Annotated in this window: 16 protein-coding genes; 5 read left to right on the top strand and 11 right to left on the bottom strand. The window is 65.3% G+C overall.

The genetic code is table 11. From position 1 onward, the window contains the following. Nucleotides 1-31 precede the first annotated feature (31 nt). The gene (locus tag ACF66B_RS06770) at nucleotides 32-1,093 is read right to left on the bottom strand and encodes a glycosyltransferase family 2 protein (protein ID WP_392664433.1); all 1,062 of its coding nucleotides are present in this window, start codon (nucleotides 1,091-1,093) and stop codon (nucleotides 32-34) included. A gap of 273 nt (nucleotides 1,094-1,366) precedes the next feature. Between ACF66B_RS06770 and ACF66B_RS06765 the strand changes: the two genes are divergently transcribed. Both ACF66B_RS06765 and ACF66B_RS06760 read left to right on the top strand, forming a co-directional pair. Further along, the gene (locus ACF66B_RS06765) at nucleotides 1,367-2,353 is read left to right on the top strand and encodes an NAD-dependent epimerase/dehydratase family protein (RefSeq protein WP_111430874.1); all 987 of its coding nucleotides are present in this window, start codon (nucleotides 1,367-1,369) and stop codon (nucleotides 2,351-2,353) included. An 88-nt stretch (nucleotides 2,354-2,441) separates the two neighbouring features. Continuing rightward, complete coding sequence (locus ACF66B_RS06760; protein WP_162683348.1) at nucleotides 2,442-4,157, top strand: ABC transporter ATP-binding protein; 1,716 nt, start codon at nucleotides 2,442-2,444, stop codon at nucleotides 4,155-4,157. Between the two features lie 67 nt (nucleotides 4,158-4,224). Here the strand turns inward: ACF66B_RS06760 and ACF66B_RS06755 are convergent, their stop codons facing one another. From ACF66B_RS06755 to ACF66B_RS06745, 3 genes are read right to left on the bottom strand one after another with little or no spacing between them, the layout of a single operon-like run. Further along, nucleotides 4,225-5,145 carry a DMT family transporter gene (locus ACF66B_RS06755; protein WP_111430876.1) on the bottom strand — a complete coding sequence of 307 codons (921 nt, stop codon included), beginning with the start codon at nucleotides 5,143-5,145 and terminating at the stop codon, nucleotides 4,225-4,227. Nucleotides 5,146-5,189: 44 nt separating this feature from the next. After that, a complete protein-coding gene (locus ACF66B_RS06750; protein WP_162683349.1) occupies nucleotides 5,190-6,452 on the bottom strand; it encodes a DUF2254 domain-containing protein in 1,263 nt (420 codons plus the stop codon). A gap of 10 nt (nucleotides 6,453-6,462) precedes the next feature. Next, on the bottom strand, nucleotides 6,463-7,848 hold the full coding sequence (locus tag ACF66B_RS06745) for an aminotransferase (protein ID WP_111430878.1): 1,386 nt from the start codon (nucleotides 7,846-7,848) through the stop codon (nucleotides 6,463-6,465). Nucleotides 7,849-8,026: 178 nt separating this feature from the next. Here ACF66B_RS06745 and ACF66B_RS06740 point away from each other — a divergent pair, with 178 nt between their 5' ends. Beyond that, a complete protein-coding gene (locus ACF66B_RS06740; RefSeq protein ID WP_111430879.1) occupies nucleotides 8,027-9,637 on the top strand; it encodes a 5'-nucleotidase C-terminal domain-containing protein in 1,611 nt (536 codons plus the stop codon). Between the two features lie 2 nt (nucleotides 9,638-9,639). Here ACF66B_RS06740 and ACF66B_RS06735 read toward each other — a convergent pair whose 3' ends face one another. The 5 genes from ACF66B_RS06735 to ACF66B_RS06715 all read right to left on the bottom strand — a co-directional run bounded on the left by ACF66B_RS06735 (nucleotide 9,640) and on the right by ACF66B_RS06715 (nucleotide 13,162). Beyond that, nucleotides 9,640-9,981 carry a hypothetical protein gene (locus ACF66B_RS06735; protein ID WP_111430880.1) on the bottom strand — a complete coding sequence of 114 codons (342 nt, stop codon included), beginning with the start codon at nucleotides 9,979-9,981 and terminating at the stop codon, nucleotides 9,640-9,642. A 53-nt stretch (nucleotides 9,982-10,034) separates the two neighbouring features. Next, nucleotides 10,035-11,039: a DUF6492 family protein gene (locus ACF66B_RS06730; protein WP_111430881.1), complete on the bottom strand. Its 1,005-nt coding sequence runs from the start codon at nucleotides 11,037-11,039 to the stop codon at nucleotides 10,035-10,037. Further along, entirely contained in the window at nucleotides 11,039-11,698 is a 660-nt protein-coding gene (locus ACF66B_RS06725) for a GcrA family cell cycle regulator (protein ID WP_111430882.1), read from the bottom strand. The genes ACF66B_RS06730 and ACF66B_RS06725 overlap by 1 nt, the downstream gene beginning before the upstream one ends. A 201-nt stretch (nucleotides 11,699-11,899) precedes the next feature. Then, nucleotides 11,900-12,679 (bottom strand): 23S rRNA (adenine(2030)-N(6))-methyltransferase RlmJ, encoded by a 780-nt coding sequence (gene rlmJ, locus ACF66B_RS06720; protein WP_111430883.1) that lies wholly within the window; start codon nucleotides 12,677-12,679, stop codon nucleotides 11,900-11,902. A 57-nt stretch (nucleotides 12,680-12,736) separates the two neighbouring features. Further along, nucleotides 12,737-13,162 carry an EF-hand domain-containing protein gene (locus tag ACF66B_RS06715; RefSeq protein ID WP_162683350.1) on the bottom strand — a complete coding sequence of 142 codons (426 nt, stop codon included), beginning with the start codon at nucleotides 13,160-13,162 and terminating at the stop codon, nucleotides 12,737-12,739. Nucleotides 13,163-13,365: 203 nt separating this feature from the next. Between ACF66B_RS06715 and ACF66B_RS06710 the strand changes: the two genes are divergently transcribed. Further along, nucleotides 13,366-13,689: a 2Fe-2S iron-sulfur cluster-binding protein gene (locus ACF66B_RS06710; RefSeq protein ID WP_111430884.1), complete on the top strand. Its 324-nt coding sequence runs from the start codon at nucleotides 13,366-13,368 to the stop codon at nucleotides 13,687-13,689. A gap of 38 nt (nucleotides 13,690-13,727) precedes the next feature. On the opposite strand, the gene ACF66B_RS06705 is transcribed toward ACF66B_RS06710, so the two are convergent. Together ACF66B_RS06705 and ACF66B_RS06700 are read right to left on the bottom strand one after the other, a co-directional pair. Beyond that, nucleotides 13,728-14,363, bottom strand: coding sequence for a DUF1109 domain-containing protein (locus ACF66B_RS06705; protein WP_111430885.1), 636 nt, complete (start codon nucleotides 14,361-14,363; stop codon nucleotides 13,728-13,730). After that, nucleotides 14,360-14,908 carry a sigma-70 family RNA polymerase sigma factor gene (locus ACF66B_RS06700; protein ID WP_111430886.1) on the bottom strand — a complete coding sequence of 183 codons (549 nt, stop codon included), beginning with the start codon at nucleotides 14,906-14,908 and terminating at the stop codon, nucleotides 14,360-14,362. Before ACF66B_RS06700 ends, ACF66B_RS06705 begins: the two co-directional genes overlap by 4 nt. A gap of 240 nt (nucleotides 14,909-15,148) precedes the next feature. Here ACF66B_RS06700 and ACF66B_RS06695 point away from each other — a divergent pair, with 240 nt between their 5' ends. Further along, a complete protein-coding gene (locus ACF66B_RS06695; protein WP_111430887.1) occupies nucleotides 15,149-15,997 on the top strand; it encodes a YiiX/YebB-like N1pC/P60 family cysteine hydrolase in 849 nt (282 codons plus the stop codon). Nucleotides 15,998-16,027 lie beyond the last annotated feature (30 nt).

The following is a 16,027-nucleotide window of genomic DNA, read 5'->3' as shown; positions in this document are numbered from 1 at the left end:
GCAGGCCTGGCATGCATCGTATCGCGATGATTCACGAAATCAGGGTCTGTCTCGGCATTTCCCGGTCAATCTCCTGCAGCCGGTCGATGAACTGGCGGTTTGGCAGCGCGTCCACCGGCAGGACGCCTTCCAGCGGATCCATTGCCGTGAACGGACGGCGGATCGGCGCTCTGCGGCGGAGGACGGGCAGCTTTCGCACCGACTTGCCCAGCTTGCCCTTGCTTCGTCTGAGCAGCATCAGTGCCGTTCTCGATGGCGAAGACGCGAGGCTGACCTTGAACGAGGTCCAGGCATTCTTCCAGTCGCCGGCCGCGAGGAAGTTGGTCAGTGCGTAGCGATGGGCACTTTCGAGCGCGAGGCGCTTCAGCTCGTCGCTCACGCGTTCGTCCTTCAGGAACCGCTCCGTGACGCTGATCTGGCCAAGCCCCATGCGGCTGCGGTTGGAGGACATGTTGCCTTCATAGAAGCGGTAGCCGACAAGGAACTCCGGGACAGCTTCCATGAGATAGCCCTGGCTCAGGATGCGGAGCTGGAAATCTCGATCCTCACAGCCGCCGACGCCGTGATCGGCGTATGACGGGTCGAATCCGCCGACTGCCAGGGCAACATCGCGCCGCACCATGACACTGCTGCCATTGCCGACGTGATTGACCACGAGGTGGCTTCCAAAAATCGCGCCTCGAGCGGGGTCGCAAGGGCCGGAGCCGAAGACGAAGCTCTCGTCATTGATGCCGCGGAAAAATGTGTAGACGGCCGCCCAGTCGCTTTGATGCCCATGGCGGGCGAGCGCAGCGACCTGCTTTTCGATCTTCGTGGGGTGCCAGAGATCATCCGCATCAAGATAGGCCACATAATGCGCTGTAGCGCGTTCCGTGCCGATGTTGCGCGCCCTGGCCACGCCGCCGTTCGGCACCGTCACGATTTTCAGTGTGTCAATTTCTTGCGAGAGGCGCTCGAGGATGCCACGGGTGCCATCTCTCGAGCCGTCGTTCACGGCTATGATCTCGCGCACCGGGTAGGTCTGGCGGGCGGCGCTAAGAAGGGTTTCCTCGATATAGTGTTCGGCATTGTAGACTGGAATCACGATCGCCACGGACGGCATTTCGTCAAGCTCACTTTGCACCCTACTGTTCCTTACTCCAGATGCCATATATGTCTCATCGCATTTCGTATTGGGTTTTATTGGCGTATTGCGTGTATTGTCGCGGCAGATTTTTGCCTACTTTAGGAACTTTCCCCGGATTTTGATTCGGTGTTCGGTGTATTCTCCAAAACAAATGGACGACTGTCAGAAAATATGTTCGATGATCAAGTATCGATTCGAATGTTTCTTTGGGGGCCATTATCGTTGGACAGGAGTGACGGGTTGAAGAGGGTACTCATTGCCGGAGGTTGCGGGTTTATTGGATCGCATCTGTGTGATCGCTTGCTCCAACGATCTGATGTCGAACGCCTCGTTTGTGTAGATTCGCTCTGGACCGGAACAACGGACAATATCGCGCATATCCGGGATGAGCGTTTCAGATACTTTCAGGGAAATGTCGAAGAATTCCAGTCCGATATCACCTTTCACGAGATCTACCACCTGGCTTCGCCCGCCTCGCCACCGTGGTACATGAAGGAACCCCGGCGTACCATTTCGGCGAACCTCCTAGGAGCGCTGCGTCTGCTTGATCTGCTGGAACCGAACGGACGGTTCGGGTTCATGTCGACGTCGGAGGTCTATGGCGATCCGCTGGTTTCGCCGCAACCCGAAAGCTACCGTGGATCGGTCGACTGCACGGGCCCCCGCTCCTCCTATGACGAGGGCAAGCGTGTGACCGAGTCGCTGCTCTTCGAAACGCGGCGGCTGCATGGCATCAATGTTCGAATTGCAAGGCTTTTCAATGTCTACGGGCCGCGGACCCGCGTCGACGACGGTCGGGCTGTTTCGAATTTCGTTTCTCAGGCTCTTTCCGGCAAACCGCTGACGATCTACGGTGACGGGATGCAGTCTCGGAGCTGGGGATATGTCGATGACATCGTCGAAGGGATTACCCGCTTCTTCTGGCGTGACAGTTTTGACTATCTCGGTCCGCTCAACATCGGCAACGATCGTGAAATTTCGGTGCTTGATGTTGCGAAATATGTCGCAGAACTCGCCGGCGGCTGCCCGATTGTGCATGTCGCGCCAACGCCCCATGATCCGACCAATCGGTGCCCGGACCTTACGATCGCGCGGCAGATCCTTCCGGGCTGGGACTGCAAGGTTCCCTATGAGGAGGGTGTCCGCATGACGTTCGAATGGTTCCGGGATCGGATGGACGCAGAACCAGCAAGACAGGGAATCCGTGTTCCGTTTGCCGGGGAATAAGGTCAACACATTCAACGACGAACCACAGTCCGACCTGAAGACCATCAGATCGCTTTTGGCGCTGATCTCGGTGGGCAGGGGGTCGGTTGTGGCCATCGTCGTGCTTGGCCTTCTGTCTTCCTTCTTCGAAGGGTTCGGTCTCTACCTCTTCCTCCCGTTGCTCGAGATCGTGACGGGCGGCAACGAGGCTGGCAGCTTGGCACTGCCCGGTTTCGTGCGTGCATTTCTGCCGGGAGACGGCGCGGCGCAGGCGGTACCAGTCATCATCCTGCTGGTCCTGCTCAGCATCGTGCTGAAGAATGTCGTCGCCTATGCCAATGCCGCGCTATTCGCCTGGGTGAACTGTTCTGCGGGCCACGAAGTCCGGACAACGTTCTACCGCAAGATTCTTTCCGCAAGTATCGGCCATGTCGAGAACGAGACATCCGGCAGGATTGCAAATGCCATGCTTTCGGAGAGCTGGCGGGCCGTCGAGGCCCTCGGCGTGCTCTTTCGGATCGTTGTGCAGGCCTGCGCGGCCCTCGTTCTTTTCTGCGTTCTCTTTCTGATTTCCTGGCAGGGAACGCTGCTCGTCATTCCTATCAGCCTGGGTATCTTTGCGGCGCTTCATCTCGTCACCCGGATGAACCGGCGTCTCGGGGCAGAGGCGGTCAAGGCGAACTCTGCCTTTGTTCGGCAATTCTGGGAAACAATGGAGGGTTTGCGAACCATCCGCAATTTCGGCGCGGCAGATCAGGAGCAGCGCCGGTTTTCCGCGATTTCCGAACGTACTCGAGACGTTTTCGCGAAACTTCAGCTTGCGGGAAACCTCTCTGGTCCTGTTTTCGAAATTCTCGCGGCGGCGGCATTGGCACTCTGGGTTGCCGTGCTGACATCGGTCGGAGCGAACATCGCAAACCTCGCGGTCTTCATGCTCGTCGTCTACCGGTTGCAGCCGCGGCTGCGCTTCCTTGCTGAATCCCGGGCGTCCCTGATGCAGCTCGGATCGTCGGTGCGGGAAATCGAGAATGTCGGTGCGGCCTGTCTCGCTTCGTCTATTCCGAGCGGTGCGCGGCACATTGAGGGCCTGAGTGAAGGGATCCGTTTCGAGAATGTGAGCTTCTCATACCCCGGTCGAACCGGTGAGGCGCTCGCCGGCATCGATCTCCTGTTTCGCAAGAACAGTTCCACTGCGCTGGTTGGCCCCTCGGGGGCCGGGAAATCAACGCTGATCGGGCTTCTCTGCCGCAACATGGACCCGATCGAAGGGCAGGTCCTCGTCGATGGCGTCGATCTGCGCGAGCTGGTGTCGGGAGACTGGCGCGCCCTGATCGGCATCGTGCCGCAGGAGGTACATCTTTTCAGTACCAGCATCGCGGAGAACATTGCCTACGGGATGCCGCAGGTCGTTGATGCCGAGGTCCGAGCGGCGGCGAAGCTTGCGCATTGTCATGACTTCATTTCGCTTTTGCCACAGGGCTACGAGACCGAGGTGGGCGACAAGGGCATCCGGCTTTCCGGTGGCCAGCGTCAGCGCATCGCGCTTGCACGGGCGCTGATCCGCAGGCCGGCTCTGCTCATCCTCGATGAGGCGACAAACGCGCTCGACAGCGAGTCGGAGGCCGCGATCCAGAAAGCGCTGCGAGATGTGGCGGCGCACGTCACGATGGTCACGATTGCGCATCGCCTGTCGACGATCCATTCGGCGGATAATATCGTCGTGCTCGCCGGAGGACGGGTGGTCGAGCAGGGCAATCTGCAGACGCTTCGCAACCTCGACGGCCATTTCGCCGCGATGGAAGACCTGCAGCTTTCGCATATCTGACGCGAGATTTCGGGCGCGTGAGCTTTTTCCGACACAATCCCGCAGAACCGCTCCAGCGGGTCAGCCTCTACCCCTGCGGCGTCAGGACGCGGCGGGCGCCGCGTTGGAGGCCGAGTTGGCGTTCGCGCCAGATGATGAAGAGGCCTGCGGCGACGATGAGCGCGGCGCCGGTGAGCATGGCGCCGGTCGGCACTTCTCCGAAGATGAGATAGCCGAAGGTGAGCGCGAAGATCATCGAAACATAGTCGAAGGGCGCGACCACGCTGGTCGGCGCGTGACGGTAGCTCTGGGTGAGCAGGATCTGCCCGAGCCCGCCGAAGATGCCCGCGCCGAGGAGGAGGGCCGCCTCGAGCGGGGTCGGTACCACCCAGCCGAATGGGAGGGTGAGGAGCGCAAGCAGGCTTGCGGTCAGCTGGAAATAGAAGACGATCGCGCCGGTCTTCTCGGTGCCCACAAGTTTGCGGACGAAGACCTGGGCGAGCGCCGTGAGCATGGCCCCCGAGAGTGCCGCGAAGGCGCCGACGGTCTCGAGCTTCGAAGCGGAGGCAAAACTCAGCATGGTAAGGCGCGGTGCAAGCACGATCACCACGCCGATGAGCCCGACAAACACCGCCGTGAGCCGGAAGATCCGCACCTCCTCGCCCAGAAACATCGCGGCGAAGATGACGGTGAGCAGCGGCGCGGCATAGCCGAGGGTCGTTGCCTCGGGCAGAGGCAGCAGGCCGAGCGCCATGAAGTTGAAGGCCATCGCCGCGGTGCCGACGAGGCCGCGCCAGACATGGCCCATGGGATAGCGGGTGGTGAGCCCTTCACGCAGCGTGCCGGTCGTGGCCAGCCAGCCCAGGATCAGCGGCAGCGCGATGAAGGCCCGGAAGAAGACGGTCTCGCCGGGCGGCACATGGGGCGCAACGGCCTTCACGCAGATCGCCATCAGGGAGAAGGCGAGGACGGAGAGGATCTTGAGCGTGATGCCGCGGAGCGGTGTCATGGCAGTCTGTCCGGGGGGAGGGGGGTGGCTGTGGCCGCGCGGTATCACAACCCGGCAGTGGACGCGACCCTTGCCGAGAGCGCCTGCAGCCTCTCGCGGTCGTCCGCCACCGGCAAGGCTTCGTCCGAATGGAGGATGGCACGGGCGGAGAAGCTCTGGGCCGCCCTGGCGTAATCCGCGGGGCCGAGGGCCGCGAGACTGGCGAGCGTTTTCTGGAGCCGCCCGCCCACCTCGACCATGCCGGCCGCGTCGCGCAGGAGCGGTCCGAAGGCGTCGTCGAAGAGATCGTCGGTCGATAGCCGTGGCGCCATCACGCGCGGACAGTCGGCGGGGAGCTTTTCACCCGCGATGCGCACTTCGCACCAGATCGCCAGCAGCCGCTGCTGCGCGGCGATGACGCCGATCGCGGTGCCGGGGTCGTTGATGCCGGGCGAGAGCGCGCGGGAGGCGATCTCGGTGAGCACCTGCAGACAGAAGCGTGGATCCTGGTCGAAGCTGCGCTCGAGCCCCAGGGTGAAGGCCGAGCGCATGGCCGTTATTTCGCCCTCGTCCGGAGCCCAGCTCGCCCAGAGCAACGGGGTGGTGGGATCGGCGAGATTGCCCGGCATGGAGTTGATGCGGATATGGCCCTCGGCCTTGGCGGCGATCTTCTGGAGCCGGAAGGGATCTACATGGCGTACATAGCCGGTGGTTTCCGGCCAGACCGCGGTGCCGTCACGCGAGCCTGCGGTTGGGGAGACGCCGCCGAGGCGCGGCGCGGCGGCACGTGTCCGCAGTACGGCCTCGGCGCGGGAGGAAACCTTGGCCATGGTCTCCCCGAGCCGGACGAGGTTGGCAAGGTGGTCGAGCCAGCCGAAGAGGCTCGTCAGAACGAGGGTGATGACGAGGCCGGAGACGACCACGAGCACGAACTCGCCGGCCCGACTGTAAAGGTCGAGGCTGAGCGCGATGAGCCCGCCCATGGCGAAGACGAAAGCGCCGAGAAAGGTCGAGATGACGTTCTGAGAGAAGGAATCGTCGATGAGGATCTGCGTTGCGCGCGGCGTCACCGATTGGGATGCCGCCGCATAGGCCTGCACCATGGAGCCAAGCGAGAAGGTCGCGACGACGAGCATGCTGGAGGCAAGGATCGAGAGAATGCTGCTGGCGGTGCCGTCGCCCACGCGGTTCGCGATCTCCTTCGGGACGAAGTCGGCAAGCACGCTCGCGACAAGCGCGGTGAGGATGGCCGCGAGCCCGTAGACCGAGACACGAAACCAGATCTGCCGGATGATCCGCCGAAGGATCCAGACGAGCTTGCTTGTCACCGGGCGCGCCTCATCCTGGCACGTGCCCCTCGGCACGCGCCCAATCGAGCACTTCGTCGAGGGCGGATTTCACCGGCGCAAACAGCGCGTCGATCTCCTCGGCGGTGATGATCATCGGCGGGCAGAAGATGATCGAGTCGATGATCGGACGGCTGATGACGCCGCGCGCGAGCAGCGCCTGGGCCATGCGCGCGCCGACCTTGCCGGGTTGGGTGAAGCCTGCGGGCGATTTCTCCGGTGCGAGCTCGATGGTGCCCACGAGCCCGAGATGGCGCGCTTCGCCGACGAGCGGGTGCTCGGCGAGACGGTCGAGATGTGCGCCGAACTGTGGGGCGAGCGCCTTCACCCGCGCGGTGATGTCGAGCCGCTCGTAGATCTCCAGCGCCTTCACCCCGACCGCGCAGGAGACGGGGTGGCCGCCATAGGTGAAGCCATGGCCGAAGGTGCCGATCTTCTCGGAATTGCCCTCGATGGCCTCGGCCATCTCGCGATTGATCGCGACCGCGGAGAGCGGCATGTAGCCGCCGGTGAGCTGCTTGGCCATCGACATCGAGGTCGGCTCGTAATTGAGTGTCTGCGCGCCGAACCATTCGCCGGTGCGGCCGAAGCCGCAGATGACCTCGTCGCTGATGCGGAGCACGTCGTATTTGCGGCAGACCGCGGTGATGGCCTCGAAGTAGCCGCGCGGCGGCACGACGCATCCGCCCGCGCCCATCACCGGCTCGGCAATGAAGGCCGCGACCGTGTCGGGCCCTTCGTCGAGGATCAGCGCCTCGAGCTCATGGGCGAGGCGGGCGGAAAACTCCTCCTCGCTCTCGCCGTCGCGCGCGTTCTTCCAGTGATGCGGCGTGCCTGTGTGCAGGATCCGGTCGACAGGCAGATCGAAATCGCGGTGGTTGTTGGCAAGCCCGGTCATCGAGGCCGAAACGATGGTGACCCCGTGATAGGCCCGGGCCCGGCTGATGATCTTCTTCTTGTCCGGCCGGCCCAGTGCGTTGTTGTAATACCAGGCGAGCTTCACCTGCGTTTCGTTCGCCTCCGAACCGCTCGACTGGTAGAAGACGCGTGCCATGTTGCCGGGCGCAAGCGCCTTGATCTTTTCGGCAAGGGCGATGGCGGGCTCGTGGCTCTTGCCGCCGAAGAGGTGATAATAGGGAAGCTTGCCGAGCTGCTCACGCGCCGCATCCGCGAGTTCGTCGTTGCCAAAACCGAGCCCCGCGCACCAGAGGCCCGACATCGCCTCGATATAGGGCCGCCCCGCCTCGTCGTAGACGTGGATGCCCTTCCCGCGATCGATGATCTGGACCCCGGCCTCGCGGATGACCGCGGCATTGGCGTAGGGGTGAAGCAGCGCCTCTGCGGCGCGCCGCTGGGAGTTCGAGAGGGGAGTGTTCATGGGGCTGGCATCCTGACGGCCGTTACCGGCGCACTCTAGGGCGAGCGCCGCGCGAGGGTCAATGCGGGGGGCAACGGGGTGTCTCATTCATCCGAAGGGGTTGCGCGGGGGGCGTGGGCATTGTCATCATGCGGCCATCACGCAAGGTGCGCCCGCACCCGTTCCGGGAGATCCGTCCATGTTCCTTCGCCGTTCCCTGCCGCTCGCCGCTGTCGTCGCGACGGGACTGGGCGGTCAGGCCGAGGCCTTCACGCTTCATGTGCTGCACTTCAACGATTTCCACAGCCGCATCGAATCGATCAACAAATACGATTCGACCTGCTCGGGCGAGGATGAGGCCGAGGGGGCCTGCTTCGGTGGCGCGGCCCGGCTCTATACCGCGATCCACTCGCTGCGCGACGATCTGAAGGCTGCTGGCGAAAACGTGATCGTGCTGAATGCGGGTGACAATTTCCAGGGGTCGCTGTTCTTCACGACCTATTCCGGCAAGGCCGAGCTGGAGTTCATGAACGCGATCGGTCTCGATGCCATGGTTCTCGGCAACCATGAATTCGATCTCGGGCCGGGGCCGCTTGGCGACTTCATCGAAGGCGCAGAGTTCCCGGTGATCTTCGGCAATGTCGATGCCTCGGCGGACAAGCAGCTCGGGCCGCTCGATCATGATCCGCTGCTGCTCGCGGTCGGCGACGAGACGATCGCGATCCTCGGGGCCCTCACCACCGATACGCCGCAGATCTCATCGCCGGGGCCGACGGTGAGCTTTGCCGATACGGCGGCCTATCTCGGGGCGGCGGCGCGGAACCTCGAGGAGCAGGGCGTCGACAAGATCATCGTGCTCTCCCATGTCGGCGCGGTCGCCGATCACCGCCTTGCCGAAACCGTGGCCGGGATTGACGCCATCGTCGGCGGCCACAGCCACACGCTCTATGCCAACGATCTCGACGGGGCGGCCTATCCCTATCCCGACATGGTAGCCGGGCCGGATGGCGCGGGTGTACCGATCGTGCAGGCCGGGGCATATTCGAAATACCTCGGCCATCTCGTGCTCGAGTTCGACGCCGAGGGCAACGTGATCTCGGCCACCGGTGCGCCGGTGCTGCTCGATGCGTCCGTCCTGCCCGATCCAGACATGCTGAAGCGCATCAAGTCGATGGGCGCGCCGATCAAGGAGCTGAAGGCGCGGGTCGTGGCGGAGGTTGCGGGCGATATCGATGGCAGCCGGGAAACCTGCCGGGCCGGGGAATGCGCGATGGGCGATCTGGTGGCGGATGCGATGCTCGACCGGGTGAAGGGGCAGGGCGTGACCATCGCGATCCAGAACGGCGGCGGCCTGCGCGCCTCGATCGGTGCGGGCAAGGTGACGATGGGTGATGTGCTCACGGTGCTGCCGTTCCAGAACACGCTCTCCACCTTCAACCTTTCCGGCGCCGGCATAATTGCGGCGCTCGAGAACGGTGTGAGCCAGGTCGAGGAGGAGGCGGGTCGCTTTCCGCAGGTCGCGGGCCTGCGCTTCACCTGGGACGCGGACATCGCGCCTATGGAGGGCCGTGTGACCGAAGTTCTGGTGCAGGAGGGCGGGGCCTGGGTGCCGATCAACCCCGACAAGGTCTATTCCGTCGCGACCAACAACTTCATGCGGAGCGGTGGTGATGGCTATGCCGTTTTCCGCGACGAGGGCCGGAACGCATATGACTACGGCCCCGGACTCGAGGACGTGCTCGCGGATTATCTCCAGAAGCATCCCGGCTATGCCCCGGTGGCCGACGACCGCATCACGCGGGTGAACTGACGTCAGGGGCAGACGAGATTGCCGAGCCGGTCGCTGCGGCAGGTGCCGCCGATGCCGCGCACCGGCTCGCCGGGAAGCGTGCTGCCGAGGCGGTTGCGCTTTCGGGCCGGGATGAGCTGCGGGCCGGTGTCGGCCGGGTCGCTCCGGGGAAGCTTTTCGGCATAGCCGCGCTTTTCCACGAGCCCAGCCGGTCGGGGCAGTGGCGGCGGTTCGTTGGCGCGAAGACAGGTTTCGCGGCCGAGCGCGTTCGGACGGCAGGTGGTTTGCGCGTGAGCAGCTTCGCTTGCCGTGCAGAGCAGGGCCGCGACCAGCGTGGCCCGCCATCCAGATGAGCGGAATGTCATGCGCGCCTGCCTCCGATCCTCATATTCAGGATGTGGGATGCGAGCAGCCGCAGTCAATCACCCTGACGGAAAAGGTCATCGGGCAGACCGCGCGCGCGCCAGATCGCGCAGAGCCTTGCCTGCACGCCCTCATCGAGCCGGTCCATCTGGCTGCTGTGGACGGAAAGGATCTCTGCCTCGCCCGTCTCGACCCGGTGCAGGGCCGCCTCGATCTGTTCCGGCGGGCTGCGGCGGAAGATGGTCGCGGCAGGGGGAAGATCCGGCTGGAAGAGTGCCGGCCAGGCGCCGCGCGCCTGCGTGACATGGGCGTAGATCAGCATGAATTCCGAGAGATCGCCCTTGGCGCGGGCAAAGAACCCCTCGACCGGGCCGACCCGCTGCTCGACCGCCTCGAGCGTGCCGAGAAGCATGTCGCGCGGCACGACGACGGGTGTCACGGTGACGGGCGCTGGCGCCTCGCGCTGTGGCGGGCTGGCACCGAGAAGGGCGAAGGCGCCGCGGATCCACGTCCAGTGTTTTTCGCCGGGCACCTTCATCGTGCTTCGGGCGCGGCCATCCGCCGCGAGGAAGGTGCCGGCGCGCACTGGTGCCACGAAGTGGTTCTTCGCGTCGAGAATGAGCAGCATCCGGCCCTCGCCACGGCGTGCGACGGCAAGCTTCAGCGCCTGCTGCACCGACCAGCCGCGATTGCCCCGCCAGCCGCGCTTCACGCCGAAGGGATAGATCCGCCGGTGCTGCGCGAACCAGAGCCGCAGCGCCTGCCTGATCCCGTGAGGCCCGGCTTCGGGAGGGCGCAACGCGAAAAGCGCGTCAGCCCCGATCACGTCGAGTCTCGCGGCTAGCGCACCATAGGCAGGTCGGAGCGCCTCGACTGCTGCGATGCACTCCGCCTCCGCGACATCATTGACGATGACGATGATGCGGCTGATGCCGGCCGGGTCGAGAAATTGCGCCACCGAGCACGCTTGCAGCCGCAGGAGCGGCAGCTCGCGCCGATAGACCACGGTGACGATGTCGAGATCCGGCGGCGGTGCGCCGCGCGGCCCGTTCGCGGGCATCAGCGCCCGCCGGAGGACCGTCGGTCGCGGCGGGAGGACATCGGCTGGAAGGCGACGCTCACATGGGTCTCGCAATAGGGCTTGCCCGGCGCCGAGGGCAGGCCGCAGAACCAGAAATCATCGGTCGCGGGATCGCCCACCGGCCATTTGCAGGTGCGCTCGGTGAGCTGCATGAGCGTGAGGCGCTTTGCCTTTTTCGCGGCTTCGGCAAGATTGGCGAGGGTTTCCTCGCTCATTTCGGCGCCGGAAGGCTGCGGCGGAAGCGGTTGGCCGTTGCCGGGACGCGGCGGGCGGGCGACCGGCGGTTGCAGCGTCGGGGCAGTGACGGAGCGGGGTGCGTCATCCGCCTCGTCCTCGTCGAGTGCCGCGGCGGGCGCGGGCTCTGCGGGCTGCGGCCGGATCTCGGCACGCTCCGGCTGGGGTGCGGCGGCGGCGCGCACGGGCTCCGCGGCCGGAGCCGCTTCGGCCGCAGCGCCCGCGCTCTCGGCCGACTCGCCCGCGGGTTCGCTGCCCGCCCGGTTCGAGAGGCCGAGGCGGTGGACCTTGCCGATCACCGCGTTGCGGGTAACGCCACCGAGTTCCTTCGCGATCTGGCTTGCACTCTTGCCTTCGGCCCACATCGACTTCAGGGTTTCGACGCGTTCATCGGTCCAGGACATGATCTCACTCTGCTCCGTGCATTCTTGCCGCCCCGCGGGTGTCGCCCGGTGCTCCGGGACCGGAAATCTCGCCCGCATTCTAGCCAGCCCTGCGGCGGACACAAGCGGCCTGCCATCACGGCCGCGATGCCGCCGTTCGGGAAAGGTGGTCATGTAGTGGCGCTGGTGCCCCGATGCAAGCGTTCGGCGTGGGTTTCGGGGTCAGCTCCGGACAGGGGCGAGGATGCCCTCCGTTGCGCGATGAACCGCGGCGAAGACGTGCTCCGTGCCGTAGGGTGCGTTGACGATCACCAGCCCCGAGCCGCTCATGCCGCGCGCGGGGGCCGGCAGGAAATCGACCTCGTCGCGCAGGGCCGCCAGCGGGCGCAGGCCTGCGAGAAGCTCGCGATGGCGCCCGGCGGACAGGATCGGATACCAGATCATCACACAGGCCTCGGGCCATTTCGCCACCAGCCGGCGCACGAAATCGGCCGCCCCGGCGTATTCGTCCTTCACCTCGTAGGACGGGTCGACGAGCACTAGCCCCTTGCGCGGCCTCAGGGGGGCAAGCGCCAGCAGGCCTTCGTAGCCGTCGCGCTGATGGATGGCGGCCTCGCTGCCGCGCATCGCCTGGCGCAGGGCTGGCGCCTCGGCCGGGTGAAGCTCCATGAGCGTCATCCGGTCCTCGGGGCGAAGAAGGGCGCGCGCGACGAGGGGGGAGCCGGGATAGGCCTCGGCGCCATGCTCCGCGCGGATCGCGGCGAGGGCCTTTCCGAAGGGGCTCTCCGGATCGGGCCGGACCCGGGCAATCCCGGTCGTGGCCTCGCCGGTCTTACGGCTCTCGGCGCCTGAAAGATCATAGAGGCCGCGGCCCGCGTGGGTTTCGGCATAGCTCAGGCCACGGCGTTTTGCCGTCAGCCGGGCGAGCAGCTCGGCGAGCGCGATATGCTTGTGCAGGTCCGCAGGACCGCCTGCGTGATAGGCGTGCTGATAGGAAAGCATGCAAGGCGCTTAGGGCTTCGCGCGCCGGAAGGCCAGAGCCTCCGGCGCGCGGGAGGCTCAGCTGCCGAAATCGACCTCGGTGATAACGCCGTCGCCATTGGTGTCGAAGCGCTTCATCCAGAAGCTCCCGGCATTGACGAACTCGCTCAGCGAGATCAGGCGGTCGCGATCGGTATCGACGATGCGCATCGCCTTACGCTGCTGGACGCCCGTTCCGCCCTGCCCGGCATCTTCGGGGCGCATCTCAGCACGGGTCTCGTCAATGGCAGCAAACTCCTCGTCATCGAGGTAGCCGTCCTCGTCGGTATCGAAGCCCGCGAAGATGTCGGCCCGGCGCTCGCGGATCTCGTCGAGCGTCACCGTGCCGTCGCCATCGAGATCCCACATCACCATGAACTGCTCGCCCGGCACCCGTCCCTGCGGCTGGGCTCCGGCGATCGAGGCCGCAAGGCAGGCGGCCAGCGTGAAGACTGCGGTTTTCATCGTTTCATCCTTTTCCCCGTGCCCGTTCTGCAGGTGACACGGCGCAGCCGCCGCATTCCGTCGCGGGGCTATATACATCGCCCGGCGCCGCCGCCAATGGCCTCCGCTGCCGGCGCGGTCCCGTCCGGGCAACTCGGGGCTGGCAGCGGCCGGGCCGGAGCATTAGATAGGCCGCGAAACGGAGCGCCCGAGGGAAGCATCGCATGGCAAAGATCACCTATATCGAGCACAACGGCACGTCACATGTGGTAGATGTCGCGAACGGCATGACGGTCATGGAAGGCGCGCGCGACAACAACATTCCCGGCATCGAGGCCGATTGCGGTGGCGCCTGCGCCTGCTCGACCTGCCATGTCTATGTCGATCCGGCCTGGATCGAGAAGCTGCCGCCGCGCGACGTGATGGAAGAGGACATGCTGGATTTCGCCTGGGAACCCGATCCCGCGACAAGTCGGCTTACCTGTCAGATCAAGGTTACGGACGAGCTTGACGGTCTCGTGGTGCGGATGCCCGAGCGCCAGATCTGACCTCGGGCTGCCCGCGCCGGGGCGTCCGAGTCGAATGCCTACCAGCGCAGGTAGCGCCGCCCGGCGAGCGCACCGAGGCCGGTGACGAGCAGGATGCCGACGCAGTACCAGACCGCGAAGAAGAGCGGCGCATCCTCGTCGCAGAAGAACGCATAGGCCGCCGCGGCCGCCCCCCCGCTCATCAGCCCCAGCACGGCGCCGCAAAGCCCGGGCCGGGTCGGCGCGCCGCTCCGGAGCGCCCAGAACGCCGCAACCGTGATCGGTGCGGCGATGAGCGGGATCATCGTGAGGCAGACGGGCAGGCTGTGCCCGATCAGCGTCGTCATCCAGAGGTTGGAAGGAAGCCTCACGAGCTCCGCCACCACCGCCGCGGTCAGGACGACGGGCACCGCGAGAAGAAGCCAGGGCCAAGCCCCTGGCCCTTCACCCGGCCGGCTCAGGCGCAGCGCGAGCCCGAGCCCGCCAACGGCGAGCACGACCGGGAAGATCTGTTTCAGCATCATCATGGCCTGGCCTGCCGCGGTGGCGAAATCAGGCCGGATGCCCGCCACGGCGAGATAGGTTCCACCGAAGACCAGTGTCGTGAGCACAAGCGCCAGGGGAAGACGCCGCTCGGGCCCGGGGCTCCGGTGCAGGTCCGCCGATATGGCCTGGATGAGATCTTCGGTCTTCATTCAATCATACTCTCGCGCAGCGCCGCGAGGCGCTTCAGCCCGCGGTGGAGTGCCACACGCACCGCGGTTTCGGTCATGGAGTGGTCCTCGGCGACCTGCGCCACACTCGCACCCTCGATCCCGATCGCCCGCACGATCCTGGCCGAGCGCGGGTCGAGCTGAGAGATCACCCTGTCGACATCGGCCATCAGAGTCGGATCGGTGCCGTCCTCGGCCGGGATCACATCGGCGAAATCTTCGATCGGCACATGCACCCGGTGGCCGCGCGCCCGGAAGGCGTCGATCACCTTGTAGCGCACGATTGCATAAAGCCAGGGCCGCACGGGAAGATCCTCACGCCAGGTGTGGCGCTTCTGGTGAATGGCGAGCAGGGTCTCCTGCACAATGTCCTCGCAGATATCCGTTCCCAGACCCGATCCCCGCGCACGCGCGATCCCCCGCATCAGCGGCGTGATCGACTTGAGAAAGGCAGCGTAGGCCCGCCGGTCCCCCCGGTTTGCCGCCCGGAGCAGGTCCTCGAGCGTCGGCGCGTTCGCCGGATCCATCTACCCTCCCATACGTGCGTCGGGGACGATCTGTTACAAGGGCCGGGGCGGCGTGTGCGGAAATCCGCCGCAGCGCGACGGGCTCACGCTAGCAGGAAACCCGTTGAGGTCCAGTCACCTTGAGCGCCCGCCTTAATCACGATCCGGAAGGCGGGGATGACTGGCCGCGGTTTTCGCGGCAGGATGCTCTCCGGGTAATGCAAGGTGGGGAGGCGCGGCGCAGTGCGTCCGCCTGACAAGATGGCTGAATTTCGCGATACGCTCATGGACCGCATCGGCAGGCACCTTGCCGCTCGTTTGCAGGAATCGTCCCCCGGCTTTCGGCCCTATACCCAGGCCAATACCGCGGCCTTGCGGCGGGTGCTCGAGCCCGGCGACGTGCTGCTTGTCGAGGGGCACGCAAGGGTCTCGATCGCGATCAAGTATCTCACCCAGTCGACCTGGTCCCACGCCGCCCTCTACGTCGGCAACGCGCTCGGCCAGGTCACGGCCTCCGGCGAGCCCCTCAGCCTCATCGAGGTCAATGTCGGCGATGGCTGCATTGCCGTGCCGCTTTCGAAATATGAATGCTTCAATACCCGGATCTGCCGGGCGAAGAGCCTCACGACCGAGGACCGGGCCCGGATCGTCGATTTCATGATCTCGAGTCTCGGGCTGCGCTATGACATGAAGAACATCTGGGACATGCTGCGCTTCTTCCTGCCGACGCCGCCCGTGCCGGTGCGCTGGCGCCGCCGGATGCTCTCGTTCGGTTCCGGCGATCCGACGCGCGCGATCTGTTCCTCGCTGATCGCCGAGGCCTTTGCCAAGGTCCGCTACCCGATTCTGCCGCGGATCACACGGGAATTTCGCGCCGACCGCCGGCTGCGCTCCCAGCGTCGTGAGATCCTGCATATCCGGCACCACTCGCTCTACGCGCCGCGCGATTTCGACCTCTCACCCTATTTCGAAATCATCAAGCCGACGCTTGTGGGAGGTTTCGATCACCGGGCGCTCGTCTGGGGCGAGCAGCCGCGGGAGGAGCCCGAGCTTCGCCAGGCTGCGGGGGCCGAGGTGATGATGCCACCGCGGCGACGGTGGTCTTCCTGAGCAACGAAGGCCGGTGACGGCGCCGGGCAA

Source organism: Amaricoccus sp. B4, from assembly GCF_043226085.1.
GTDB lineage: Bacteria > Pseudomonadota > Alphaproteobacteria > Rhodobacterales > Rhodobacteraceae > Amaricoccus.
The sequence above is the reverse complement of the archived record's forward strand: the minus strand, read 5'-3'. Positions and strand labels throughout refer to the sequence as shown.